The organism is Metaclostridioides mangenotii (genome assembly GCF_017873185.1).
In the GTDB taxonomy this organism is placed as follows: Bacteria; Bacillota; Clostridia; order Peptostreptococcales; family Peptostreptococcaceae; genus Metaclostridioides; species Metaclostridioides mangenotii.
The window spans coordinates 37,824-62,901 of record NZ_JAGGJX010000001.1 but is presented as its reverse complement, the minus strand read 5'-3'; the positions used below and the strand labels follow the sequence as shown (position 1 = coordinate 62,901).

At 31.3% G+C, this 25,078-nt stretch carries 29 protein-coding genes; all 29 read right to left on the bottom strand.

Annotated features, from left to right (window positions below; all coding sequences use genetic code 11):
- Positions 1–44 precede the first annotated feature (44 nt).
- Positions 45–185, bottom strand: coding sequence for a hypothetical protein (locus tag J2Z43_RS00325; RefSeq protein ID WP_209455341.1), 141 nt, complete (start codon positions 183–185; stop codon positions 45–47).
- A 214-nt stretch (positions 186–399) separates the two neighbouring features.
- Positions 400–645 carry a zinc ribbon domain-containing protein gene (locus J2Z43_RS00320; protein ID WP_027702383.1) on the bottom strand — a complete coding sequence of 82 codons (246 nt, stop codon included), beginning with the start codon at positions 643–645 and terminating at the stop codon, positions 400–402.
- 153 nt (positions 646–798) lie between these two features.
- On the bottom strand, positions 799–924 hold the full coding sequence (locus tag J2Z43_RS14945; protein ID WP_268828369.1) for a hypothetical protein: 126 nt from the start codon (positions 922–924) through the stop codon (positions 799–801).
- Positions 925–1,200: 276 nt separating this feature from the next.
- Positions 1,201–3,828 carry a pyruvate, phosphate dikinase gene (gene ppdK / locus J2Z43_RS00315; protein WP_209455340.1) on the bottom strand — a complete coding sequence of 876 codons (2,628 nt, stop codon included), beginning with the start codon at positions 3,826–3,828 and terminating at the stop codon, positions 1,201–1,203.
- Between the two features lie 68 nt (positions 3,829–3,896).
- Entirely contained in the window at positions 3,897–4,739 is an 843-nt protein-coding gene (locus J2Z43_RS00310; RefSeq protein WP_209455339.1) for a pyruvate, water dikinase regulatory protein, read from the bottom strand.
- 6 nt (positions 4,740–4,745) lie between these two features.
- A complete protein-coding gene (locus J2Z43_RS00305; protein WP_209455338.1) occupies positions 4,746–5,384 on the bottom strand; it encodes a helix-turn-helix transcriptional regulator in 639 nt (212 codons plus the stop codon).
- Between the two features lie 495 nt (positions 5,385–5,879).
- Positions 5,880–6,260 (bottom strand): hypothetical protein, encoded by a 381-nt coding sequence (locus J2Z43_RS00300; RefSeq protein WP_209455337.1) that lies wholly within the window; start codon positions 6,258–6,260, stop codon positions 5,880–5,882.
- A gap of 365 nt (positions 6,261–6,625) precedes the next feature.
- Entirely contained in the window at positions 6,626–8,695 is a 2,070-nt protein-coding gene (gene glyS, locus J2Z43_RS00295; protein WP_209455336.1) for a glycine--tRNA ligase subunit beta, read from the bottom strand.
- A complete protein-coding gene (gene glyQ / locus J2Z43_RS00290; protein WP_209455335.1) occupies positions 8,695–9,573 on the bottom strand; it encodes a glycine--tRNA ligase subunit alpha in 879 nt (292 codons plus the stop codon). The genes glyS and glyQ overlap by 1 nt, the downstream gene beginning before the upstream one ends.
- 151 nt (positions 9,574–9,724) lie before the next feature.
- Entirely contained in the window at positions 9,725–10,324 is a 600-nt protein-coding gene (locus J2Z43_RS00285; RefSeq protein WP_209456323.1) for a DUF4342 domain-containing protein, read from the bottom strand.
- The gene (gene recO, locus J2Z43_RS00280) at positions 10,314–11,087 is read right to left on the bottom strand and encodes a DNA repair protein RecO (protein WP_209455334.1); all 774 of its coding nucleotides are present in this window, start codon (positions 11,085–11,087) and stop codon (positions 10,314–10,316) included. Before recO ends, J2Z43_RS00285 begins: the two co-directional genes overlap by 11 nt.
- Positions 11,053–11,208: a YqzL family protein gene (locus J2Z43_RS00275; protein ID WP_065365620.1), complete on the bottom strand. Its 156-nt coding sequence runs from the start codon at positions 11,206–11,208 to the stop codon at positions 11,053–11,055. The genes recO and J2Z43_RS00275 overlap by 35 nt, the downstream gene beginning before the upstream one ends.
- Positions 11,209–11,276: 68 nt before the next feature.
- Positions 11,277–12,662 (bottom strand): magnesium transporter, encoded by a 1,386-nt coding sequence (mgtE, locus tag J2Z43_RS00270; protein ID WP_209455333.1) that lies wholly within the window; start codon positions 12,660–12,662, stop codon positions 11,277–11,279.
- Between the two features lie 11 nt (positions 12,663–12,673).
- The gene (gene era / locus J2Z43_RS00265) at positions 12,674–13,567 is read right to left on the bottom strand and encodes a GTPase Era (protein ID WP_027702395.1); all 894 of its coding nucleotides are present in this window, start codon (positions 13,565–13,567) and stop codon (positions 12,674–12,676) included.
- Between the two features lie 35 nt (positions 13,568–13,602).
- A complete protein-coding gene (locus J2Z43_RS00260) occupies positions 13,603–14,001 on the bottom strand; it encodes a cytidine deaminase (RefSeq protein WP_209455332.1) in 399 nt (132 codons plus the stop codon).
- A gap of 114 nt (positions 14,002–14,115) precedes the next feature.
- Complete coding sequence (locus tag J2Z43_RS00255; protein WP_209455331.1) at positions 14,116–14,835, bottom strand: diacylglycerol kinase; 720 nt, start codon at positions 14,833–14,835, stop codon at positions 14,116–14,118.
- Between the two features lie 4 nt (positions 14,836–14,839).
- Positions 14,840–15,298, bottom strand: coding sequence for an rRNA maturation RNase YbeY (gene ybeY, locus J2Z43_RS00250; RefSeq protein ID WP_209455330.1), 459 nt, complete (start codon positions 15,296–15,298; stop codon positions 14,840–14,842).
- A gap of 97 nt (positions 15,299–15,395) precedes the next feature.
- Complete coding sequence (locus J2Z43_RS00245) at positions 15,396–16,409, bottom strand: PhoH family protein (protein ID WP_327786906.1); 1,014 nt, start codon at positions 16,407–16,409, stop codon at positions 15,396–15,398.
- Positions 16,410–16,506: 97 nt separating this feature from the next.
- Positions 16,507–17,814, bottom strand: a complete 1,308-nt coding sequence (yqfD, locus tag J2Z43_RS00240; RefSeq protein ID WP_209455329.1) for a sporulation protein YqfD — start codon at positions 17,812–17,814, stop codon at positions 16,507–16,509.
- 11 nt (positions 17,815–17,825) lie between these two features.
- Positions 17,826–18,065, bottom strand: a complete 240-nt coding sequence (locus tag J2Z43_RS00235) for a YabP/YqfC family sporulation protein (RefSeq protein ID WP_027702399.1) — start codon at positions 18,063–18,065, stop codon at positions 17,826–17,828.
- A gap of 241 nt (positions 18,066–18,306) precedes the next feature.
- Positions 18,307–18,864 carry a ribosome hibernation-promoting factor, HPF/YfiA family gene (gene hpf, locus J2Z43_RS00230; RefSeq protein ID WP_209455328.1) on the bottom strand — a complete coding sequence of 186 codons (558 nt, stop codon included), beginning with the start codon at positions 18,862–18,864 and terminating at the stop codon, positions 18,307–18,309.
- Between the two features lie 178 nt (positions 18,865–19,042).
- The gene (locus tag J2Z43_RS00225) at positions 19,043–19,540 is read right to left on the bottom strand and encodes a TspO/MBR family protein (protein WP_027702401.1); all 498 of its coding nucleotides are present in this window, start codon (positions 19,538–19,540) and stop codon (positions 19,043–19,045) included.
- Between the two features lie 110 nt (positions 19,541–19,650).
- Complete coding sequence (locus J2Z43_RS00220) at positions 19,651–20,094, bottom strand: GatB/YqeY domain-containing protein (protein ID WP_209455327.1); 444 nt, start codon at positions 20,092–20,094, stop codon at positions 19,651–19,653.
- Between the two features lie 26 nt (positions 20,095–20,120).
- Positions 20,121–20,300, bottom strand: a complete 180-nt coding sequence (gene rpsU, locus J2Z43_RS00215; RefSeq protein WP_209455326.1) for a 30S ribosomal protein S21 — start codon at positions 20,298–20,300, stop codon at positions 20,121–20,123.
- 184 nt (positions 20,301–20,484) lie between these two features.
- Positions 20,485–20,835, bottom strand: coding sequence for a histidine triad nucleotide-binding protein (locus tag J2Z43_RS00210; RefSeq protein ID WP_209455325.1), 351 nt, complete (start codon positions 20,833–20,835; stop codon positions 20,485–20,487).
- Between the two features lie 34 nt (positions 20,836–20,869).
- Positions 20,870–22,168: a tRNA (N(6)-L-threonylcarbamoyladenosine(37)-C(2))-methylthiotransferase MtaB gene (mtaB, locus tag J2Z43_RS00205; protein ID WP_209455324.1), complete on the bottom strand. Its 1,299-nt coding sequence runs from the start codon at positions 22,166–22,168 to the stop codon at positions 20,870–20,872.
- Position 22,169: 1 nt separating this feature from the next.
- Entirely contained in the window at positions 22,170–22,922 is a 753-nt protein-coding gene (locus J2Z43_RS00200; RefSeq protein WP_209455323.1) for an RsmE family RNA methyltransferase, read from the bottom strand.
- 26 nt (positions 22,923–22,948) lie between these two features.
- The gene (gene prmA, locus J2Z43_RS00195; RefSeq protein ID WP_209455322.1) at positions 22,949–23,896 is read right to left on the bottom strand and encodes a 50S ribosomal protein L11 methyltransferase; all 948 of its coding nucleotides are present in this window, start codon (positions 23,894–23,896) and stop codon (positions 22,949–22,951) included.
- 118 nt (positions 23,897–24,014) lie between these two features.
- Positions 24,015–24,950 (bottom strand): ROK family protein, encoded by a 936-nt coding sequence (locus tag J2Z43_RS00190; protein ID WP_209455321.1) that lies wholly within the window; start codon positions 24,948–24,950, stop codon positions 24,015–24,017.
- Positions 24,951–25,078 lie beyond the last annotated feature (128 nt).

Below are 25,078 nucleotides of genomic sequence, written 5' to 3'. Positions count from 1 at the left end.
CTGATTTTATAGTTTTATATAATATGTTATACAACTACTTTATTTTAATATATTTGGTTATTTGCCTCATTTGCAATAATAGACACAGAAGCTTTTTTATATGGATAAAGCGAGAAAACTTTATATCCTGAATCAATTAGCTTATTCTGTTTATCAATTTGTAAAGAAAAAAAAGATTCCCTCATAGATTTAACCTCCAATATACAAAATCGGTCAGTAATAATATAATTCAATTATATTATTACTGACCGATTTTGAGAAGACATTCAATATTATAAAATAATAATCAAATAATCAATATTTGATACAAAAATAATAAACAAGATACCAATTATTTATTAATATCTTGTTTATACGCATATATATAGTTTTATCATCTACACTAACAATTACTTTTTATTATTTCTTATCTAAGGTCTCATCAATCTTGTACCTAACCATATCAAAAATCTCACCAATTTTGTATCCTTTAAGCTTACACCCACAGTTAGGACAGTAATCGTACTTCTTAGATACCAAAGCCCTACAACTTGGTTCATGACACCTTATTTTTAATGCCTCCTCTGATACTTTAAATCCACATTTTGGACATATTGAACCAGGACGCGATGAAACCTCTTTCCCACATCTTGAACATTTTATCATTTTATGCACCCCCAGCTGAAACTATCTATTATCCTATAAAATACTGCTATTATAGTATTATATGCTAAGCTAATCTATAAGTTTCATTAGGACTATTGTGATCATAAGTTTTTCTATTACTTCATATATATTTTACATTTATTTCGTATACTATTAACCTTTTTCCCTCAACCTCAACTTCTTACTTCCTTTTGAACTAATAAATAATTGCTGTCTTTCAGCTTCTATATGGTTAGAAAATGCAGATATACAATCCCAACTCATAATAATAACATTCATAACGTTAGATCCTCCAGCCATATTGATCTTTCTCGGTTAGACACATTTTACAATTATATATTATTTATGTCTATATTAAAGCTTGATATTTAACTTTATAAATTAATATACTAAAATTGCCTCGATCTTTTTTACTTAAACAAAAAATAGACGCTCATATATGAACGTCTATTTTAGAAATACTCTATTTTATCGTTTCCATATTCTTAAATATGGATCATTTATATACATCTATCCTTAACATAAAAATTAAATTTAAATTAAATTAAACAAATACTATTTTCTAGGATTTTTGATTGATGCTTGAGCTGAAGCAAGTCTAGCTATTGGCACTCTAAATGGTGAACAAGATACGTAGTCAAGACCTACATCGTAGCAGAATTGTACTGATGATGGCTCTCCACCGTGCTCTCCACATATTCCTAGTTTTAGGTCAGGCTTAACGCTTCTTCCTAATTTACATCCCATATCTACTAATTTACCAACACCATTTTGGTCTAGTACTTGGAATGGATCTTTTTCTAGTATTCCTTTGTCAACATACTCTCCTAAGAACTTACCAGCATCATCTCTTGAATATCCAAATGCCATTTGAGTTAAGTCATTTGTTCCGAAACTGTAGAAATCAGCGACTTCTGCTATTTCATCAGCTGTTAAACAAGCTCTTGGTATCTCTATCATTGTACCAACTGTATATTTAACGTCAGAGTTTTCTTCTTTTAATACAGCTTCAACAGTCTCTACTATTAATTCTCTTAATATTTTTAACTCGTTAACTTCACCAACTAATGGAACCATTATCTCAGGGCTTACTTTGCATCCAGCCTTAGTAGACTCTATAGCTCCTTGGATTATAGCTTTAGCTTGCATTACACAAATTTCTGGGTAAGTTATTGCAAGTCTACAACCTCTGTGACCTAGCATTGGGTTGAACTCTTCAAGATCAACTACTTTTTTCTTGATGTCGCTTGCTCTTATTCCCATAGATGCTGCAAGTTCGTTTATAGTTTCATCGTCATGAGGTAAGAACTCATGTAGTGGTGGATCCAATAGTCTTATATTAACTGGTTTTCCGTCCATAACTTTAAATAGTTCAATAAAGTCTTCTCTTTGCATTGGAAGTATTTTTGCAAGAGCTTTTTCTCTTTGCTCTACAGAATCAGCAAGTATCATTTCTCTAACAGCTGGAAGTCTAGCTTCGTCGAAGAACATATGCTCAGTTCTACAAAGACCTATACCTTCTGCTCCAAACTCTATAGCTGAACGAGCATCTCTTGGGTTGTCAGCATTAGTTCTAACAGCCATTTGCTTGTATTTGTCTACCCAGTTCATAAGTCTCTCGAAGTTTCCTGTTAAAGCTACTTCTGTTTTCTTGATATCTCCTGCGTATACATTACCAGTAGATCCATCAATTGAGATATAATCTCCTTCTTTAAGAGTTGTTCCTGAAGCTGAAACTTCTTTGTTAGCTTCATCTACTTTTAACTCTCCACAACCAGCTACACAACATTTACCCATTCCTCTGGCAACAACTGCAGCATGAGAAGTCATTCCCCCTCTAGCAGTAAGTATCCCTTCTGCTTTTATCATACCTTCGATATCTTCTGGAGATGTTTCAAGTCTAACTAATATTACCTTTTCTCCTCTATCTGATGCTTCAACTGCATCGTCTGCATTGAAGTATACTCTACCACTAGCAGCACCTGGAGAAGCTGGTAACCCTTTAGCTAGAGACTTAGCTTCTGCTAAAGCTTTATCTTCAAATTTAGGGTGTAGAAGTTGATCTAATTGGTTAGGCTCAATTCTAAGTATTGCTTCTTTATCATCTATTATTCCTGCATCAACTAAATCAGTTGCTATATTTATAGCCGCTTCAGCAGTTCTCTTACCATTTCTAGTTTGTAGTATAAATAATCTTTCGTTTTCTATTGTAAACTCTATATCTTGCATATCTTTGTAGTGACCTTCAAGTATATGAGTTATCTCTACAAACTTATTGTATACCTCTGGCATAACATCTTTTAATGTAGATATATCTTGAGGAGTTCTTATACCTGCAACAACGTCTTCACCTTGTGCATTTATTAAGTACTCACCAAATAATTTATTTTCTCCTGTAGCTGGGTTTCTAGTAAATGCAACTCCTGTACCACTAGTTTCTCCCATATTACCGAATACCATTGATTGTATATTTACAGCAGTTCCTAAATCATGAGCTATATCATGAAGTCTACGGTATACCATAGCACGGTTGTTATTCCAAGACTTAAATACTGCTTCTATTGCAAGCATTAATTGCTCTTGAGGTTTTTGTGGGAAATCTGATTTGATTTCTTTTTTGTATATTTCTTTATACTCTTCCACTATTCCTTTTAAGTCTTCAGTAGTAAGGTCTGTATCTTGTGCATATCCTTTATCTTCTTTTACTCTGTCTAAAACATTATCAAATTTGTACTTTGGCACTTCCATAGCAACGTCAGAGAACATTTGAATAAATCTTCTGTAACTGTCGTATGCAAATCTCTCATTTTGAGTAGACTCTGCTAATCCTATAACACTTGTGTCGTTAAGACCTAAGTTAAGTATAGTGTCCATCATTCCTGGCATTGAGAAAACTGCACCAGAGCGAACTGAAACTAGAAGAGGATTTTTGTCACTACCTAAAGTTTTATTTAAATCTTTTTCTAATTTTTCTAAGTGGGATTCTATTTCTTTTATCACATCTTCTTTTATTTTTTCTTCATTCGCATAGTAGTCATTACAAGCCTCTGTTGTTATAGTGAACCCTGGAGGTACTGGTAAACCTATTTTAGTCATTTCTGCTAAGTTAGATCCTTTTCCCCCTAGTAAATACTTCATTTCCTTATTGCCTTCATTAAAATCATAAACAAACTTCGTTTCCATATTTAAGCCTCCATTATTTTTTATTAATGTTTTATGACTGATTATCTATTTTAGATATTGATAACTTATTAAACTTCTATTTCTTTGTATATTTTTAGACCATTCTCTTTCATTATATCCAATATTATTCCTGCTGTTTCTTCTATAGCTTTGTTAGAAACATTTATAACTGGGCATCCAACTCTTTTCATTGTCTCTTCTGAATAGTCCAGCTCCTGCAGTATTCTTTCTAAGTTTGCATAATTTGCCCTACTTGAAAGCCCCATTGCTTTAAGTCTTGCAGTTCTTATAGTATTTAATTTCTCTGGTGAATTTGTAAGACCTATTATTTTTTTAGTATCTATTTCAAATACTTCCTTTGGAATAGGTATTTCTGGAACTAAAGGCACATTAGCTACTTTTATATTTTTGTTAGCTAAGTACATACTTAACGGTGTTTTAGAAGTTCTAGATATTCCCACTAAAACCAAGTCTGCCTTTAATATTCCTCTAGGGTCTTTTCCATCGTCGTATTTAACAGCAAATTCAATAGCCTCTACTCTTTTAAAGTAAGACTCATCTAATTTTCTTATTATTCCTGCTTCTCTCTTTGGCTTCTTGTTTGTTCTATCACTTATTGAGTTTAAAAGCCCACTCATAAGATCTGTACAACTTAAACCTTCAGCTCCACAATATTCTTCAACAGCCTTACACATTCCTTCATCTACTAAAGTGTATACTATAAGAGCATTTTCCTCTTTAGCACTGTGTAGAGTCTCTATTAAAAACTTTTCATCTGATATGTATGGAAATCTTCTTATCTCATAAGTTTCATCAACATAAAACTGTGACATAGCAGCTTTAGCTACTTGTTGTGCAGTTTCTCCAACTGAATCAGAGAGCACATATATAATTAAGTGTTCCACTGGCATTCCTCCCTAATTATCGATCATTTCTAAAAATAATCTTGTAATACTAGTCTTTGATATTCTACCAATAGCTTTCATATCCTGACCGTCTTTTCCAGTTCTCTCTACCACTGGTATAGAATCAATTTCATGTTGTATTATTTTTTTAGTTGCAGTTAGAATACTGTCATCTTTATTTGTAGTGACTACGTTAGGAGTTCTCGTCATTATCATACCCACTGGCATCTTATTAATATCTCCCCCACCTATTGTAGATTTTAGTAAGTCTTTTCTAGAAACTATTCCACATACTTTTTCTTCTTCGTCTATTATGACGATACTACCAACATCAGATAAAAACATTGTAACTATAACATCGTAAATACTCTCATCTTTTTTAGCTAGTGAAGGCAAGCTCATGATATCCTCCACCTTTTTATCTTTTATATTACTGCTAAGTAAATTTATCTTACTTACACCCGTATAGAAATATCCTACTTTAGGTCTAGCATCTAATATGCCTGTCATTGTAAGTATAGCCAAGTCTGATCTAAGCGTTGCTCTCGTTACGTTTAAAGTAGCGGCAATATTCTCACTTGTTATCGGCTCATTCTCTTTGACAATTTCAATAATCTTTTGTTGCCTCTCATTAAGTTGAATAGGTTTCACCTTCTTTCATTGTGCTATACTTTATAACTTTTAATCCTGATATAGTATATTATATAACTCAATATATTGTTCTGTAAATAGTAATTTTACTAATAATTAATTTTTCTTGTCAAATTTTGCAAAATTCTTATTTATAACTACAAATATATCGAATAATAGTCTTACTTAAGTAAATAAAATAAATCTTAAGTATATCTACAACTCACTAAAACAATTATTATATATCATATTGTTGCCGATTGTGCTTAAAGGTAAATAATTTATATTAATTATTTTTATTTGTAAAGAAACTAATTTTTTAGTTATAAAAAAATATACAGTCTCTAATTTTTAGACTGCATAATTTCTTTAATTAAATTCATATAATTTGTGTTATACCATTTAAAATTAAACGTATCTTATTAATATTTTATTTAACTCCATAATTTTACGCCATAATTTCTGTTATAAAATTCACGATATAAATAACTAAATTTCGTATATTTTATGCTTGTATTACTGACCTTCATTAAACATATTAGCGAATAAATCTAATTTATGTAAAAATTCTTTTTGCATCTCGCCTAATGTTGATATCTTATTTTTAATTAAAAATGTACCTTTAAAAGTATCTGTTTCAATAGCAAGTTTTGTACTCATAATAGATTTAGAAATCTTCATATATTTTATATCTCTTCTATTAAATACTTCCACTTTTTTTACTTCATTATATAATTTGCTTATAGTAATAGAAATCATTTTATTATCGTTTATCATAAGTATTGTTTGTCTATCGATTATTGTAAAATCTCTAGCTTCAGCAAAAGCACCAATCATATTAGACTCACCATGCTTAGTTATTAAATCATTTATGACTTTTTTTCTTATAACCAACATTTTATTTCTCCCCTACATTAGTTTTTAATCCGTTTATTAAATTCATAAATTAGTTTCTAAGAACTATAATAAATTATATACTAAATTTTACAACTAATCCATTATTTAAATTTAACTAATGTCCACCAGTTACAGCAGCTGCAGCGTTGCCTTGTATTTTCTCACCTGCCTCACCAAATCCATATTAACTAATATTAATTTATTGCATAAAAAAAGGCATGCCCTTAATGGACTTGCCTTTATATTATAAATATTTAAAATCAGACAAAACTTATCGACTTATTTGATATGTCATCAATCAATATTTCACCTAAAATTTGCTCATAACCCCAAATCTAATAATTGATAAATTCTATTAAAACCAACTACTTATATACTATCTTAGATAAATCACATATCTTTAGCATAGTATCGTAAATTTGTTTAAGTAAACCTAATCTATTATTTTTTAATGCCTCATCATTATCCATAACCATCACTGAATCAAACATAGAGTCTACAGCAGGTCTTAGAGATGCAAAAGTCTCAAGTGCTTCATCATATTTTTTGTCAGAGATGAACTCTTCAACCTTAGTCTTTACATTTTTAAACTCACTGTACAATTTTTTTTCAGCCTCTTCTTTAAATAGAGACTCCTCTACTTTATCATTTTCAGCAGCCTTCTGAGCTAATGTAGACACCCTATTAAAAGCTGTAAGCATTTCTACTAGTTCATCTCTATCTAACCAGCTATTAAGCGCTAAAGCCCTACAGTACATATCGTAAATGTCGTTTACATCAGAACTTATAACAGCATCTACAACATCGTATCTTATACCCATATCTTTAAATAAGATTCTAACTCTCTCATTGAAGAAATTCATAATACTAGCACATACTGCTTTTTTATCAAATTCTATCTCAGAATAATTATCCAATGCACACTCAATAAGAGTTTTTAAATCTGCATCAATCTTTTTATCCATAAGTATACTAAGTACACCTAACGCTTGACGTCTTAAAGCATATGGATCTTGTGATCCAGTCGGCTGAATTCCTATTGCAAAGAAACCAGCTATTGAATCAAGTTTATCCGCTATTGAGACTGCAACCCCAGAATTAGTTTGCGGAAGAATATCTCCTGAGAATCTTGGAAGGTAGTGTTCAAATATAGCTTCACAAACTGCATCATCTTCTCCTGATACTTTAGCGTACTCTTTGCCCATAAATCCTTGAAGCTCATCAAACTCTCCGACCATTCCTGTAACTAAGTCTGCTTTAGAAAGTTTAGCAGCTCTTGAAGCATGTATTTTTTCTTCTGGTATATTAAGTATATCTAATATATCCAAACTCAACTTGTCCATTCTTAAAGTCTTTTCATATATAGATCCAAGTTGTGCTTGGAACACAACATCTTTTAATTTTTCAATATAAACATCTAAACTGTGTTTTATATCTTCGTTGTAGAAGAATAACGCATCTGCAAGTCTAGCTTCTAGAACTTTTTCATTACCTTCTTTTACGTTATCTATTCTAAAATCATTCCCATTTCTAACAGCTATAAAGTTTGGAAGTAATTTTCCATCCTTTGTAACAGGGAAGTACCTTTGATGTTGCTTCATAGGAGTTATAACTACTTCTTTTGGCAACTTTGTATAATTTTTATCAAATTCTCCATAAAAAGCTGTTGGATATTCCACTAAATGAGTTACTTCTTCGAGTAATTCTTCGTCTAATTCCACAGTTCCATTTAAACTATCTGCAACTTTAATACATTGTTCTTTTATAATTTCTTTTCTCTTATCTTGGTCTAATATTACGTAGTTTTCTTCTAATTTATTTAAATAATCTTCTAATGAAGTTACTATTATTTCACTTTGTCCAAGGAATCTATGACCTTTAGTTTTATTAGAAGAAACTATTCCTTCAAGATCAAACTCCACTACTTTATCATTTAATAATGTAACTAACCATCTTATAGGTCTAACAAATCTTAAATTTTTTCCTCCCCAACGCATCGACTTAGGGAATACTACAGATTTTATAGTCTGTGGAAGTATCTCTTTTATTATTTCTTCACTTGACTCGCCTTTTTGTCTGATCGTAGCAAACATATACTCGTCTTTACCAACTTCTTTAAAGTATATATCTTCTGGATTTAAACCTTTGCTCTTCATAAAACCTAGTGCAGGCTTTGTGAAATTATTATCTGCATCCATTGCTATCTTTTTAGCCGGTCCTTTTACTTCTTCTTCTAAGTCGCTTTGTTTTTCTACTATTCCATTAACTATTAAAGTCAATCTTCTTGGAGTTCCATAAGCTTTAATATCTTCAAAAGCTATTCTGTTCTCATTAAATAATTTAGAAAGATTGCTCTTTAATTGAAATAATGTATTTCCTACAAATCTAGCTGGCATCTCTTCAACACCAATTTCAAATAAAAGGTAATTATTCATTATTTGTCACCTTCCTTTAAAAGAGGGAATCCCATTTCTTCTCTTTGATTTACATAAGTTACTGCTATAGTCTTTGCCATATTTCTAACTCTACCTATAAAAGAAGCTCTCTGGCTGACTCCTATAGCTCCTCTAGCATCTAGAGTATTGAAAGCATGTGAACACTTAAGCACATAGTCGTAAGAAGGCATTACAAGCCCCTCATCCATTAGTTTAAGTGCTTCTTTTTCGTATGTATCAAATAGATTAAACATCATGTCTATATCACATTTCTCAAAAGCATATACAGAGTTTTCAAATTCAGCTTTCCTAAATACTTCTCCATAAGTGATTTCGTCATTCCATTTTATATCGTATACACTGTCAACTTCTTGGATGTACATAGCTAATCTTTCAAGACCGTAAGTAATCTCACCTGTTTCTAGCTCACACTCTACGTTTCCGACTTGTTGGAAATATGTGAACTGAGTGATTTCCATACCATCTAACCATACTTCCCATCCAAGGCCCCATGCACCCATTGTTGCTGCTTCCCAGTTGTCCTCTACAAATCTTATGTCGTGCTCGTTAGGGTCTATACCAATTTCTTTTAAACTCTCCAAATAAAGCTCTTGTATATTATCTGGAGACGGTTTCAATATCACTTGGAATTGATGATGTTGATATAGTCTATTTGGGTTTTCGCCGTATCTACCGTCTGCTGGCCTCCTAGATGGCTCAACATAACAAACCTTCCATGGCTCAGGACCTAGTGATCTCAAAAATGTATTTGGATTCATTGTTCCTGCACCCTTTTCAACATCATATGGTTGCATCATGATACATCCTTGCTTTGCCCAGTATCTTTGCAACGCTAGTATCATATCTTGAAAATTCATAAAAACTCCTCCTATAATAATAAAGCCTCTCGTCTTCACGAAAGGCCCCTAATAGTTTCTAAAACTAACTTTCTCTAATTTTTAGGTTATCAAATGACACAAAATTTGTCAATATTGACAGAGAAATATTTTTAGTTTTAAATCATATTTTTTATTTGTTTTCTTCATCTTTTTCTTTTTTGCTTTCGAACTCTTTCATAAGATCATCTGTAATATCTTTATCATCATTTTTTGAATCTTTATTTTTGTCAACTACTACATCTTTAACATCTTTTGCAGTATTTACTATCATATTTTTAAGAACGTGAAGCTTTTCTTCGTTTAATTCACCTAAATCTACAACTTCACCGCTTTCTTCGTTCTGAACTTTTATGCGGTATTTTGTTATTACTGCTGCAGATAACCCTACTAAAGTTATTACTGGGACTAAAGCAGCTCCAACTACTCCTACAGTTAAAGGAATGTTCATCATAACTTTATTGTCTTTCTCAACAATTACTCTAACAACGCTACTCTTCTTTAATAAATCTTTTAGTTGATTCTTTATATCTTCTCCATCTTTACCAAATACATCTTCTAATGTTTCTTTAGCTTTTTTACCTTTGTTTTTCTTTTGGTTTTCAAGGTAAACTACAGCTTCAACAACATCTCCATTACATTTTATCAGTGCTTCCTTAGCATCAGCATAAGTAGCACTTGGAATTCTCTCAAATACAGCGTCTACTTTTTCAATAGTTATATTATCCATTATTATCCACTCCTTTATCATTTTGTACACTTTTAAGTAAGTGTAATGACTTCATGTTTATATTGCCTATATGAGTTTGCAAATATTTCTTTAATACATTGTCAAGCTCATTAAGGATATATTTAGAGACTTTTGCTCTACTACATTTTAAAATATCATTACTTAATACATATTCCATAAGCTTTACAGTTGTTAAATCCAACTTGATATTTTGTACGAAATGATTACTACAATTATTGCACAAAATACCGCCTTCTTCAATATTAAAAACATAACTCTCAGAATTTTTTTTTGAACAACTTATACACCTATCGACAACAGGTTTTACCCCGACATAATCCAAAAACTTTAGTTCAAATGCAGAGGTTACATACTGCTTATCTACATTATCTTGTGTATATAAGTAAAGAGTTTGCGCTAACAATGTAAATAGTCTATTGTTGGTTTGGTTTTCATAAATCGAATTTTCTACCAACTTTATAATATACGCTGCGTACGAAAATGCATCGAAATCGTAAGATATATTGTAAAAATTCTTGATAATGTCACTCTGCGTAACTCTATACATGTTACCTTGTTTTTTTAATATGAAGTCACTGTACGAAAACAATTGACAAGACGATAGAAGAGAACTTTTATTTCTTCTTGCCCCTTTAGCGATAGCAGAAACTTTCCCTAATTTACGAGTAAATAACGTAAGTATTAGATCGTTTTCTTTATATTTTACTGCTCTAAGTACTATCCCCTGGGTATTCAAAATTATCATCGTCTTTACTTGTCTCCCTCATATCTTCATTTTCTCCATATATATTATTGTACTGATTAATATATAAATATGCGTCTATGCTTCCAGTCATTTTAAAAACTTCCCAACAAAGATCGTCCATTTTTAAAAACCCCCTTCTTACTTTTATATCTATATTTTTAGTAAGAAGAGGATAATTCATACATAAATTTATAAAGCAATTTTTGACAATAATATCGTTGCTATTGTAAAGTAAACTACTAATCCAGTAATATCAAGTACTGTAGATATAATAGGTGCTGAAATAGTAGTTGGATCTGCATCAATTTTATTTAAAATTACAGGAAGTAATGCTCCTAAAGTTGCACCAAGTGCCATATTTATAAATACAGCTATCGATACAACAAAAGTTATATCAAATGTTTTTGTAAACATAAATATCGCTATTCCTGTGATTATACTACAAATTAAACCAGTCATTAGACCGACTAAAAACTCTCTTAAAACATTTCCGTAGTCCAAATCTTTGTTGGACGATATATTAATAACTGTTACTGATGCAGATTGTGTTCCTGTATTTCCACCCATACCTATCACAAGTGGTATAAAAAACACAAGTGGCGCATATGTAGGATTTAAAACATCTCCGAAATTGTAAAATATCATTGTTGAAATAAATCCACCTATTAATGATATAATCAACCAAGGAGTTCTTCCTCTAATTGACGACATTACTTGCTCTTTAATAGTAATATGTTCATTTTCTGAAAGCCCTCTTTCATGCTCTGAACTTCCAGCTATTTTGTACATATCTTCAGTTGCTTCTTCTTCCATAACATCTATAATATCATCTACAGTTATTATACCCTTGAGTACTCCTTGTCTATCAATTACAGGGATAGTTACTAGATTATACTTTGAAACTAACCTAACAGCTTCCTCTCGGTCTTCATCTACGTATACAGATACTAGATTTTCACTCATCAAATCGCCAATAATACTTTTGTCTCTGGCTATAATAAGTTCTCTAAGAGAAAGTACACCAACCAATTTTTCTTTATCGTCGACTACATAAATATAGTAAATAGTCTCAGCTTCTTCTGCCTCTTCACGCATGTGATCTATAGCTTGAAGTGCCGTCATATCTTTATTTACTGCTATATATCCAGTAGTCATAGTACCGCCAGCAGTATCCTCGTCATAAAATAATAACTCTTTTACATCTTTTGCGTCTTCTTCACTTAAAAGATTTATTATCTTTTCGCGTTCTTTTTCATCTATTTTATTCAAAATACCAGCCATATCTCCAAGAGACATAAGCTCTAGAATATTTTTAGTGTGTTCTACATCAATCTTTGAAAGAACACTAATAAAAAAATCTGAATCGCTTTCTTCAAAAATTGCTGCTGCCATATCTAGAGGAAGTACCTCAAACATCTTTATCTGCATCGCTTCATCTAGATTTTCGATTATGTCTAAAATATCCATTATATGATATTCTTCTATAAGTTCTCGAAGCTCTAACAGCTTATTGGCGTCTATCAAACTAATTACCTCAGATAACAAATCTCCGGAAGTTTCCTGTTTCCTATCCATATAACCCACCTTTATTTTTCATTATACCCAAAATTATTAATATAGTTTTGCAAGTTTCTCCAATTTTCTTTGACTTTTACCCACAGTTGAAGATTTACTTTTGAGCCTAAAAGGAATTCCATATCTTCTCTTGCTGATTTACCAATCCCTTTAAGTTTTCTACCGTTTTTTCCTATTATTATACCTTTGTGAGAATCTCTCTCACAGTAGATTATAGCAGAAATATCTACTAAGTCTTTATCTTTTCTGCCTTTTATTCTCTCAACTTCTACTGCAACACCATGAGGAACTTCATCGCTTATATAGTGCAGTACTTTTTCTCTGATAAGCTCAGATATAAGTACTCTCTCTGGCTGGTCAGTAATCATATCGTCTGGGAAGTATTTTGGACCTTCCTCAAGATAAACTTTTATTGCCTTTATAAGAGAATCTATATTTTTACCTTTAAGCGCTGATAAAGGTACAATTTCTTTAAATATACCTTCTTTATTGTACTTTTCAATCAAGTCGAAAAGTTCCTCTTTTTGATCTAACTTATCTATCTTATTTATAATCAATATAATAGGAGTTTTTGATTCTCTCAAATCCTCTATTATTTTTCTATCACCTGGACCAATGCTTTTAGAATCATCCACTACAAATAAAATTACATCTACATTTTTTAAAGCATCTGAAGCGGCCTTAACCATAACCTCACCTAATTTGTTTTTAGGCTTGTGTATACCTGGAGTATCTAAAAATACTACCTGTGATTCCTCATCAGTGTAAACTGCTTGAATTGTGTTTCTTGTAGTCTGAGGCTTATCACTCATTATAGCGATCTTCTCTCCGACAATATTATTCATCAAAGTAGACTTCCCAACATTTGCTCTTCCTACTATACTGACAAATCCTGATTTAAACATCAAATATCTCCTAACTAATTTTGAATTAAGCTATATTAAAATTCTTCACCTGAAAAATAGTTTGGAAGTAAATCTCCAATCTTTTCTTCAAATATATCCCCTTTAGAAAATCCAGTGATTATGCTGATATTGGTTCCAAACTCTAATATAACTTGTCTACATATACCGCATGGGTATGTAGGTAAGTTTTTTTCTGAATTATCGCTGGCAATAGCGATTTTCTCTATATCAAGATCACCTTCTGATATAGATTTAAATACCGCTGTCCTCTCCGCACAGTTTGTACCTCCATAAGACGCACACTCTATATTGCATCCTGTGTAGACTTTACCTGATTTTGTAAGTAAGGCAGCGCCTACTTTAAATTTTGAATACGGGGAATATGAAAACTCTCTAGCTTTTTCTGCAAGCTTAAGTAGATCTCTGTTGTCCACAACATTTCCTCCAATCAAAAAAATATATAAGTAATTATTTAATACTAAATATTATACCATAATAACATGTAAAACATAAGTATTTCACTTGTTTTAACCAACAATTAACTACCTTTAATTGTAAAATACACCAAATTGGAAAACTAAAATAGCGATTAGAGAACCGAGAAGTGCTCCAGCAAAGGTCTCCCAAAAACTGTGAATCTTTCCTTCTATCCTACTCTGCGCAACTAATACTGCCATTATATACGCAAGTGTAGACGCTACAACTCGTTCTGTCATTAGAGTTATTGCAGTTGCTATAGCAAAAGCTAAAGCTGCATGTCCACTCGGCATACCGCCTTTTAAAGGAGTTCCTGAAGACGTAAGTGCCTTTACTACAACAACGGCTAAAAGCACTAACAGTATACATATTAACGTTATGTGAAGTTCCGATTCTCTAAGCTTTAAAATAAACAAACCAGATAGCTCCGTAAGTTTATCAAAGAAAAGTATATATCCTACGACCACTGAATTTAGAGCTGCAACCAAAACTCCACCTGCAGCAACGTCTTTAGCTATTTTTGCAAGAACATGATATTCATCTGTAACTAAATCTATAGTTTTTTCAACAGCTGTATTAAACATTTCTGCTACTACAACTAAACTTATCGAAAATAGCAACATTATCATCTCAATTCTAGATAGATTGAGAAATAAACTTACTACAAGTACGAGCGCTGAACCTAGGTAGTGTATCTTCATATTTCTCTCAAATTTAAAAGTATAAAGAATTCCTTCAATAGCATCATTAAATGCCTTTATTAAACCTCGTCTCTTTTTTTCAGGTTTCATAATATTAATCCCTCGTTATATTTAATTTCCCAAGAATATGCTCTTCCTTATGTCTCATCTCTTTCGTATTTTCTACTGTATCATGATCGTATCCAAGTAAATGGAACATGCTGTGGCATACTAAAAAACAAACTTCTCTTTCTATACTGTGGTTATACTCTATACTTTGATCAAGCGCTTTTTCTAACGATACTACTATATCTCCTAATGAAACTTCTCCTAATTCAACATCAAATTCATCATCCAATAGAGGAAATGAAAGTACATCTGTTTCCTTATCTATTCCTCTGAATTCTCTGTTCAATTCTCTAATTTCTTTATTGTCTACAAAAGATAAACTCACATCGTAATCATCGTCATAACCTTCATAATGTAGACATTCGATTATTATATCATTTAATTTATCTATAAGTTCATCCTCTAAATTTATCTTGTCTTGTCTATTCTCTAAAATTATCTCCATTAAAACACCTGCTTTTTAGTTAATCTATTGTTTATATAATTGTATTTTTACTTTATACATTTATAACTTTTATTTAATTCTCTGTATTTCAATTTTATTACTTTCTTCTAGTAAATTTTTCTCTTTCTTTTTCCTTCTTCTGCTCTAATTTGGCTTCTTCTTTTTTATCGAATTTATCGTAAGCTCTTATTATCCTTTGAACTAACTCATGCCTTACAACGTCTTTTTCCGTAAGCATTATGGAGCCAACTCCGTTTACATCCTTAAGTATATCAGTTGCCTGAAGAAGTCCACTTTTCTTTTTATTAGGTAAATCTATTTGAGTTATATCTCCAGTTACTACTGCCTTTGATCCAAAGCCAAGTCTAGTTAAAAACATCTTCATCTGCTCTGGTGTCGTATTTTGGGCCTCATCAAGTATTATAAACGAGTTATCTAGAGTTCTCCCTCTCATATACGCAAGAGGTGCTACTTCTATTGTTCCCCTCTCCTGATACTTTGCAAATTTTTCTGATCCTAACATTTCAAACAAAGCGTCATAAAGTGGTCTTAAATAAGGATCTACTTTGTCTTTTAAATCCCCTGGTAAAAATCCTAGACTCTCTCCAGCTTCAACTGCAGGTCTTGTAAGTATTATTCTTTTCACTTCATCCCTTTTAAATGCCCTAACAGCCATAGAAACCGCTAGATATGTCTTTCCTGTACCAGCTGGACCAACTCCAAAAGTTATATCGTTATTTTCAATAAGCTTAATGTAATCTTTTTGTCCAAGCGTCTTTGGCTGAACAGATTTTCCGCTTTGAGTTATAACAATTGTATCTTCAAGTTCTTTAATTTTTCCTTCGCTTCCTTCAAGAAGTAAAGAAAGTGAATAAGTTACACTTTGCTTATCTAATTTTTTGCCATTAGATACTGTTTTATGTAGCTCATTCATTAGCTTAATTGCTGAGTCTACATTCTTTTCTTCTCCTCTTAAAGTCAGATTACCCTCTCTAAGTATCAAATCTATATTTAAAGTTTTCTCAATTAACTTAATATTTTCATCAAAATCGCCAAACAGTTCTCTTTCAAATCTTGTATCTGTAATTTCAAAACTTTTCTGCATTATCACCTAGTAATTCCTCCTCGAGTAGTTTTTATTTAAAATTATAATGTTCATTAAAGCATAAATTTAATTACATAAATTTTAATTCTTTTGAAAGTCTGGTTTAATTTTCTACATCTTTATTATCGTTGTTTTTATCCTTTTCTTTATCTTGCTCTTCAAACTCATTTCTTATGTCATTAATAGGTCTTTTTTCTGGATTGGAAGGAATTTCTTCCTGACCTTCTTCATCTTCTTTTGGTTTGTTCTGCTCTTTTATAAGTTTTTCAGCTTCTGCTTTACTCAGTGGATAAACTTTAGCTATGTTCTCACTTGTCTGAACTGTAATAACATATTCCAAAATATTTTTATTTATTTTATAACTGTGTTTAACATCTACGATTCTCGCTGATACCGGGATCATATACTCCAACTCTTTTAGAGCTTTTTTTGACAGTTCTTTTTTAAGTTCTTGTTGGTTTTTTTTGACCTTTACATCTTTAGTTTCGTAAAATATACTAGTTCTTATTTTTAAAGGAAATGTGTAATTTCCAATTGATAATTTCTTTTCAGAGTTTTCAACAATATAATCTCTATATTTTATCTTTTTTCTAAAGGTAAGTTTTTTGTCATAAAACATATAAGTACGAACTTTCTTTTTTTCACCTGTCTTGGTTTTTTTCATATTTATGTAATTAGCACTTTTTTTCGATTCATAAAAAGTACTCGCCCACACTTCAGGTATAGCACGATTATTTGAGCCATTAAGAAGCACAGCCCCTTTTTGAACTATGTCTCCTTTTTGCACAATTTGTCTACCACTTCTTGGTATTACTTTCTCTATTATACCATTTTTTAATGCAATTATATTACAATAATTTGAATCATCCGTGGACTTTAATGACTCTGCCTTTTTAGTTACAGTAACAAATATATTTGTCCCCTTAACATTTATTGATACATATGCTACATCGTCGAATTTAGACATTATCGTATCTCTTACTTCTTTTCTATCTATACTCTTTTTATATACTCCTGGTCTTACCCCCGCTTTGCTAAACTCTTTTCTCAGCTCTTCTTTTTTTATTCCTTCTGGAGTTTGGATATACACATCTGTTACAAACTGAGATGTTCCCATTAGAAAAGCTAATGAAATAATAGCACATATCCACATAGCTTTATATTTATAAATTCTCTTTGCGAGAAAAGGAATACCTGTCTTTTGTTTTATTTTAATTTCAAAATTACTGCCCCTATATAGTTCCTTAACACCTTTTAAATCCCGTCTATCCACTTTAAATTCTAGACTCGTGTTCTTTATCCTCTTTACATCATATACACAAATTCCATTTCTTTTAAGGTGATTTAAGAACTGTTCGATTCCTATCCCTTCTATAATAATTGTGTAGTAACCTCTTATGTAACTCAGCAACTTTATCCCTCCTAATCATCGATTAACTCAACACCGAAAACTAGTCCCTTAATACCAATCTCAGTGTCAGTTATAAATTTTAGTGAAAGCTTATCTCCTGTAATTTTTACAGTTTTTATCTTAGTCTTTATCTTTATTGAATTTTGTTCAAACTCTATTATAGACAGGTAATTTTCAACACTTACAAAAGTGCTTCCTGTAATGGTAACTATCGGTTGGTTTACTTGTAAATCCGCTGAAATATCTAACATCGGCATTACCTCCTTAATACATTTTATGATTTTAGGCTTTAATTATGATGATTTTAATATTTAATAAGCAAAAATTATAAAACAATTTCCTTATCCTTAAAGAGTTGGCAATAAAAAATGCCAAACGTTTGGTAATTCTCCAAACGTTTGACATTTTCAATATCTCTATTTAATTTTTATTTCATTTATTATGATTTAATCTCTATTTTTTAGTAAATTTTAGAACAAATTAAACTTCCTACTACTCTTGTTCTATTAAACCATATCCATTATATTTTCTTTTATAAACTACATTTATCTCAAATGTATCTTGATTTGTGAATAAATAAAAATTATGTCCAACTAACTCCATCTGAAGTATAGCTTCCTCTGGGCTCATGGGCTTCATATCAAATTTCTTTCTTCTCTCTATAACTATATTGTTTTCTTGGTCTTCGTAATCTTTATCATAGTCTTCACTCTCATTTGAGAAATCTAAATTTTCATATCTTATACTCTCACCATTAAATTGTTTATCTCTAATTTTATTTTTAAATTTAACTATTTGTCTATTTAACTTGTCGCAAACAATATCAATTGCTGTATATAAATCTTCTTCAACATCTTCAGCTCTAACTATTTGACCACCAACTGAATTTATTGTTACTTCAACTTTTTGTCTCTCTTTTTTAGCACTTACTTTTACTTTAACTTCTGATTCAGGACTAAGGTATTTTTCCAACTTACTCAACTTTTCTTCTATGTATCCTTTGATTCCATCAGTCATTTTCATTTGTAATGCAGATACTTTTATTTGCATAAAAACCTCTCCCTTCAAGCCTTGCAACATTTTATTATCAATTTAGAAAGTATTTATTATACCTCCTTCTAAATTAATATAATTATACTTCATAAAACATTCTTTAAATAGACTGTTTATTTTTTTATCATTATGATATTATAAAATTGAAGGGATAATTTCGAAATATGTACACAATTTAGCTATTAATTAACCATATAAAATAGTTAATAAACCCTACATAAACAAGCCAAACCAATTGAACTAAATTAAGATAACCAGCCTTTTTATTTATTCTAGAAAACTTCATTATCATTATTACAACAACAGCAATCAAAAGTAATATACAAATCATAGCTGTAAATCTAAGTCCAAATCCAAAGAAAAGTATACTCCATGCAAAGTTAAGCCCTAATTGAAGTCCATAATAAAACATAGCATCTACAACTCTTGGAACATTATTGCCTTTTCTCAAAATCAAATACGATGATGTTCCTATAAAAATATATAGAATTGTCCATACTACCGGAAAGATAAATCCAGGAGGTGCGAAGCTCGGCTTTGTAAGAGCTGCGTATAGAGTCTGCATATCTGATCCACTTATTATTTTGACAAAAACACTGCTCAAATATCCAATCAACAATGGTATAGCTACGTTTATCAAAAAATTTCTAATTTCCTTTACTGATATAATCAAATTTTTCCCCTTCTTTCAAATTTTTCTTTGATTATAGATATGCACAGTAAAGCGTTTATTATTCTAAAAAATCTAAAAAGCCTAGAGATTTATCTCTAGGCTGTTATGATCTATTGTAGGTTTTTTTTAACCAATTCGTTTACAAGTTTGCCGTCTGCTCTTCCTTTTATTTTAGGTTGAATAACTGACATTATTTTTCCCATATCCTTCATAGAAGTTGCTCCTACTTCAGATATAGAAGCTTTAACGATATCTTCTATTTCTTCTTCGCTTAATTGCTGAGGTAGGTACTCTTTTAAAACTTCGATTTCAGCTTCTGTTTCCTCTACCAAATCTTCTCTTTCAGCTTTTTTGAATTCAACTAGTGAATCTCGACGTTGTTTCATTTGCTTAGCAACTATATCAATAATAGCATCGTCATCAAGTTCTATACGATTGTCGACTTCATATTGCTTAATAGAAGCTCTAATTAGAGTTACAACAGATTTTCTAACTGTATCTTTGTTTTTCATTGAAGATTTTAGATCTTCTTGTAACTTTTGTTTAAGGGACATTCCCCTCACCTCTTTGTTATTATTTACTATTTCTTTGTGTTTTTTCTTCTAGCAGCTTCAGCTTTCTTTTTACGCTTAACACTAGGCTTATCGTAATGTTCTCTTTTTCTAACCTCTGACATTATGCCAGACATTGCACACTGACGCTTAAATCTTCTTAGAGCACTGTCAAGTGATTCATTCTCTCTAACTCTTATTTCTGACATTCTTTTTCCCTCCCTCCAATAGCGCAATTATGCTGGGACTGTAACTTTTGTTATTCTGCATAATCTGTATTACAACCTAACACCTTGTTTATTATAAACTAAAATTTTACTTTTATCAAGTATTTTTATCAAGAAGAAACTTAAATTATCAAATAATTTTCTTGTGTAGCCTCCGCTTCTTGTTTTACTTAGCTTCGGCTTCATAAAGAGGCAGTTTCTTTCCTGCTAATACATGATAGTGAAGGTGTTTTACTTCTTGACCTCCATCGTCCCCACAATTGTTTATTATTCTAAATCCTTTTTTATCAAAACCTAATTCACTAGCTATTTTATTTATTACCACATGAATGTGTGCAACTATATCCATTTCTTTTTCAGAAATATCAGTTATGCTATCGTAATGAACTTTTGGAACAACCAGTATATGGTATGGGGCAACTGGGTTTATATCGTTAAAGGCTATTACTTCATCGTCTTCATAAACTTTTGTTGAAGGAATCTCTCCATCTACTATTTTACAAAATAGACAATTCATCTCAACACCTCCCTTTTTAATGTATTTCTACATATTATACCAAACTTCCTTCTATAAAATTATCTTTTACGTCAATAATTTTCACTTTTTTTATTAAACCTTGTATGTCGGTGTCACTTTTAGCATAAACTCTGATGTAATTTGTTGTTAATCCTTCATAAACATTATCTTTTACATTTTTTTCAAATAATACTTCTAACTCTTTTCCAATAAATCTCGATGCAAATTTAGCAAAGTTTTTACTACTCATTTTTATAAGTTTTTCACTTCGGTCGTGCTTTATTTGAGGGTCCACTTGATCTCCCATTGTTGCAGCTGGTGTTCCTTTTCTTATTGAGTATTTAAAAACGTGCATTTGTGTAAGCTCTATTTCTTTCAAGAAATTATAAGTACTTGCAAACTCCTCATCTGTCTCTCCTGGAAATCCTACTATAATGTCTGTAGTTATCGCTACATTTGGGATAGCTTCTCTAAGTCTATCTACTATCTCTTTATACTCTTTTGTAGTATATCTTCTATTCATTCTGTTTAATGTTTCATCACATCCACTTTGAAGTGATAAATGGTAGTGCGGACAAAGCTTTTTATTTGTAGATATTTCATTTACAAACTCATCGGTAAATAAAATCGGTTCAACTGAACTAAGTCTAATTCTCTCAAGTCCATCAATCTGACTAAGTTTTTTTATTACATCTAAAAGAGTCAACTGATCTTCTTTTAAGTCTTTTCCGTATGATGCAACGTGAATCCCCGTCAAAACAACTTCTTTATATCCATTTTTAACTAGGTTTTCGGCTTCATCAACTACACTTTTTATATCTCTACTTCTAACTCTACCTCTTGCATAAGGTATTATACAGTAAGAACAGTATCTATCGCATCCATCTTGTATCTTCATAAATGCTCTAGTCTTATCATTGGTTTGACTTATTTCTATCTCTTCAAACTCTTTGATTTTCATAATATCGTCAACTGTACTTATTTTTTTAGATAAATCTAGAGTTTTAATCTCTTCGACTATATTTCTCCTATCATTGGTACCCATTACTAAATTAACTTCGTCAATATCTAAAATCTCCTCAGGAGATACTTGAGAATAACACCCGACAACCGCAATAAGGGCATCTGGATTAACTTTTTTCATTCTTCTAATATATTGACGTGATTTACGGTCACTCATATGAGTAACTGTACATGTATTTATAACATAAACATCGGCGTAATCTTCACTATTTACATGTTCGTATCCATCTTTTTCAAACATTTCAAGCATTGCCTCTGTTTCATACTGATTTACTTTACACCCTAAAGTATAAAATGCTACCTTTTTCAATTTACACTTCTCCTCCCAAATCACTAAGCTCGTATAATACGATAGATGTCGCTACTAAAGACGCAGTTTCAGTCCTTAAAATTCTAGGCCCAAGAGAAACTACCTGTGAATCTATTGCTTCTATTTTTTCTATTTCACCTTCGTCAAATCCGCCCTCAGGCCCTATAAATATCCCAATAGTATTTATATCTTTACCTTTGATTGAATCCTTAATAGACGCTGTTTTTTCATTCTCATAAGGACATATATTCATGTCGTTATCTTTCATATCTTCAAGAGCTTCTTTAAAACTCAAAACTCCTCTAAGTTTAGGAATTTTTCCTCTTTTGCTCTGTTTTGCAGCTTCATATATTATACGTTCCCAACGCTCAAGTTTTTTATCTTCTTTTTTATTATCAAATTTCACTACACTTCTTTTATTTTGCACTAATATTATTTCATCTACTCCTACCTCAGTTAATTTCTGAAGTATCATCTCCATCTTAGTACCCTTAGGCAATCCTTGATAAAGTCTCACTTTGACATCTGGCTCTCTATTTACATCTAGCTTCTTCAGTATATTAAGGCAAACCTCATCTTTAGATATATCTTCAATCTCACATACATATTCGCTTTTTTCTTTATCACAAATTTCTACCTGGTCGCCAACTCTAGCTCTCAATACTTTTGAAATATGTTTTACATCATCGCCAGTCATAATACAAGTATTATCTTCTAAATTTATATACTCTTTATCAACAAAGAATCTATCCATATCAATCTCCTAATTATTAAAAATACTTAGTTATTCTTTTTGCAGACAATCGCAGCCCACTCACCCTGTCTATTTACGTTTATTATTTCAAATCCATTATTTTTTAAGCACTCTTTTACCTCATCTACTTTTGCAAGTATTATTCCCGATGAAATAAACACCGCTTCATCTTTCATAAAATCACTTACGTCTTTTGCAAGTATTTTTATTATGTCCGCAATTATATTTGCAACAACTATGTCAGCTTTTCCATCAACCACTTCTGTAAGGTTTCCGTAAAGGACTTTTACACTATCTTCTACATTGTTATTCGCTACATTTTCTTTAGATACAGTCACGGCAACCTCATCTAAATCAACAGCAACTACATCCTTTGCACCTAATTTAGCCGCAGCTATAGCTAGTATTCCACTCCCACATCCTATATCAAATACTGTTGAATCATTTGATACGTAATTTTCTAACTCATTTATACACATACTTGTAGTCTCATGAGTTCCAGTACCAAAAGCCATACCTGGATCAAGCTCTATGATTAAATCACCTTTATTAGGAGTGTACTCTTCCCATGTAGGTTTAACCACAACTTTTTCACCTACTTTTGTAGGTTTGTAGTAAGCTTTCCAATTATTTGCCCAATCTTCTTCATTGACTTTTCCTAGGTCTATAATTCCCTTTCCAATATCTATTCCAAAATCTTTTAACCCTAAAATTCTCTGCTTTATAATCTCTACAAATTCAGTAACATTTTTTTCTTCAGATATGTATGTCTTTACAATTACATCTTCTTCGTGACCTTTAGATAACAAGCCCTCATCTACATAATCCCAATCAAGTGGATTATGTTCTTGAAATAAAAAATCCTTTGGATCTTCTATTATAGATCCATTTGCTCCTGTTTCGTATAGTATATTTGTAACAGCTTCTACAGCCTCTGTTGTTGTTTTTATATCAATTTCAATCCAATTTTTCATAAGATTCCCGTCCTTTTATAGTTTTCTACTATTCTTCATTATAACACAAATAGATCCTTATTTTTTAATATTAGTATCCGTAAATGTCTATTTTATATTCCAATTTATTGAAAAGCAATTACAAATAAGCTGCTCCTATTATTCCAGCATCTGATCCTAAAGTTGCACAGACAATATCACAAATTTCTTCGTCTTTATACATAATGTGCTTTTTAACTTCTTCTCTTAAAGTAGGTAAAAATACATCGCTCGATCTAGAAACACCTCCGCCAATTGAAATAATGTCTGGGTCCAATGTATTTACAACTCCAGCTATTCCAATGCTAAGAAACTTTATAAATCTTTTTACCGCCTCTATTGATAAATCGTCATTTTTTCTGTACTCATCAAATATCATCTCGGCATTTATTTTATCCAAATCTCCATCTACAATATCATATATTGAAGTCTTATGCCCTTCATATATATTTTTCTTTACGTATTCTATAATCGCAGTTGCAGAGCAAAACGTCTCAAGGCATCCGTTATTCCCACAGTTACAATCATAAAAACTCTCTCCAACTACTATATGGCCTATTTCAGAGCCTCTATTATGACTACCAGAGTAAATCTTTTTATCTATGATTATTCCACCACCTACACCTGTACCAATAGTGTACATCACAGATATTGATTTTCCTTTCATACTACCAAAGATTGCCTCTCCTAAAGCCGCGGCTGTTGCGTCATTATCAACATTAAAATCTAGTAATGGCATTTTTTCTTTTAGTTTACCTATAAAATCAATATTGTCCCATCCGAGGTTTATACAATTAACCAAACCATTTTTCTTTACAATACCTGGTATACCTATTCCTATAGATTTCAAATTATTATTAGACATATTTACTTGTTTTAACAAACTGTTTAGCAATATTTCAATATCAAAAACTATTTTTTCCACGTTTTTATCTCGGTCAATTTTCTTATCGATTCGCATTATTATTGTTCCATTTTTATCTACTATACCAGCTCTTAAATTAGTGCCCCCTATATCTATGCCTAAATTATACATACGGTCTCCTCATCGAATTTTTATTTAAAAAAGCCCCATATTATTACATGTGGCTTCTATCAGACTAAACTTTTAATATTTTTTATAATTTTTCTAGATAGAAAGTGCGATTATTGTAATTATTTTTG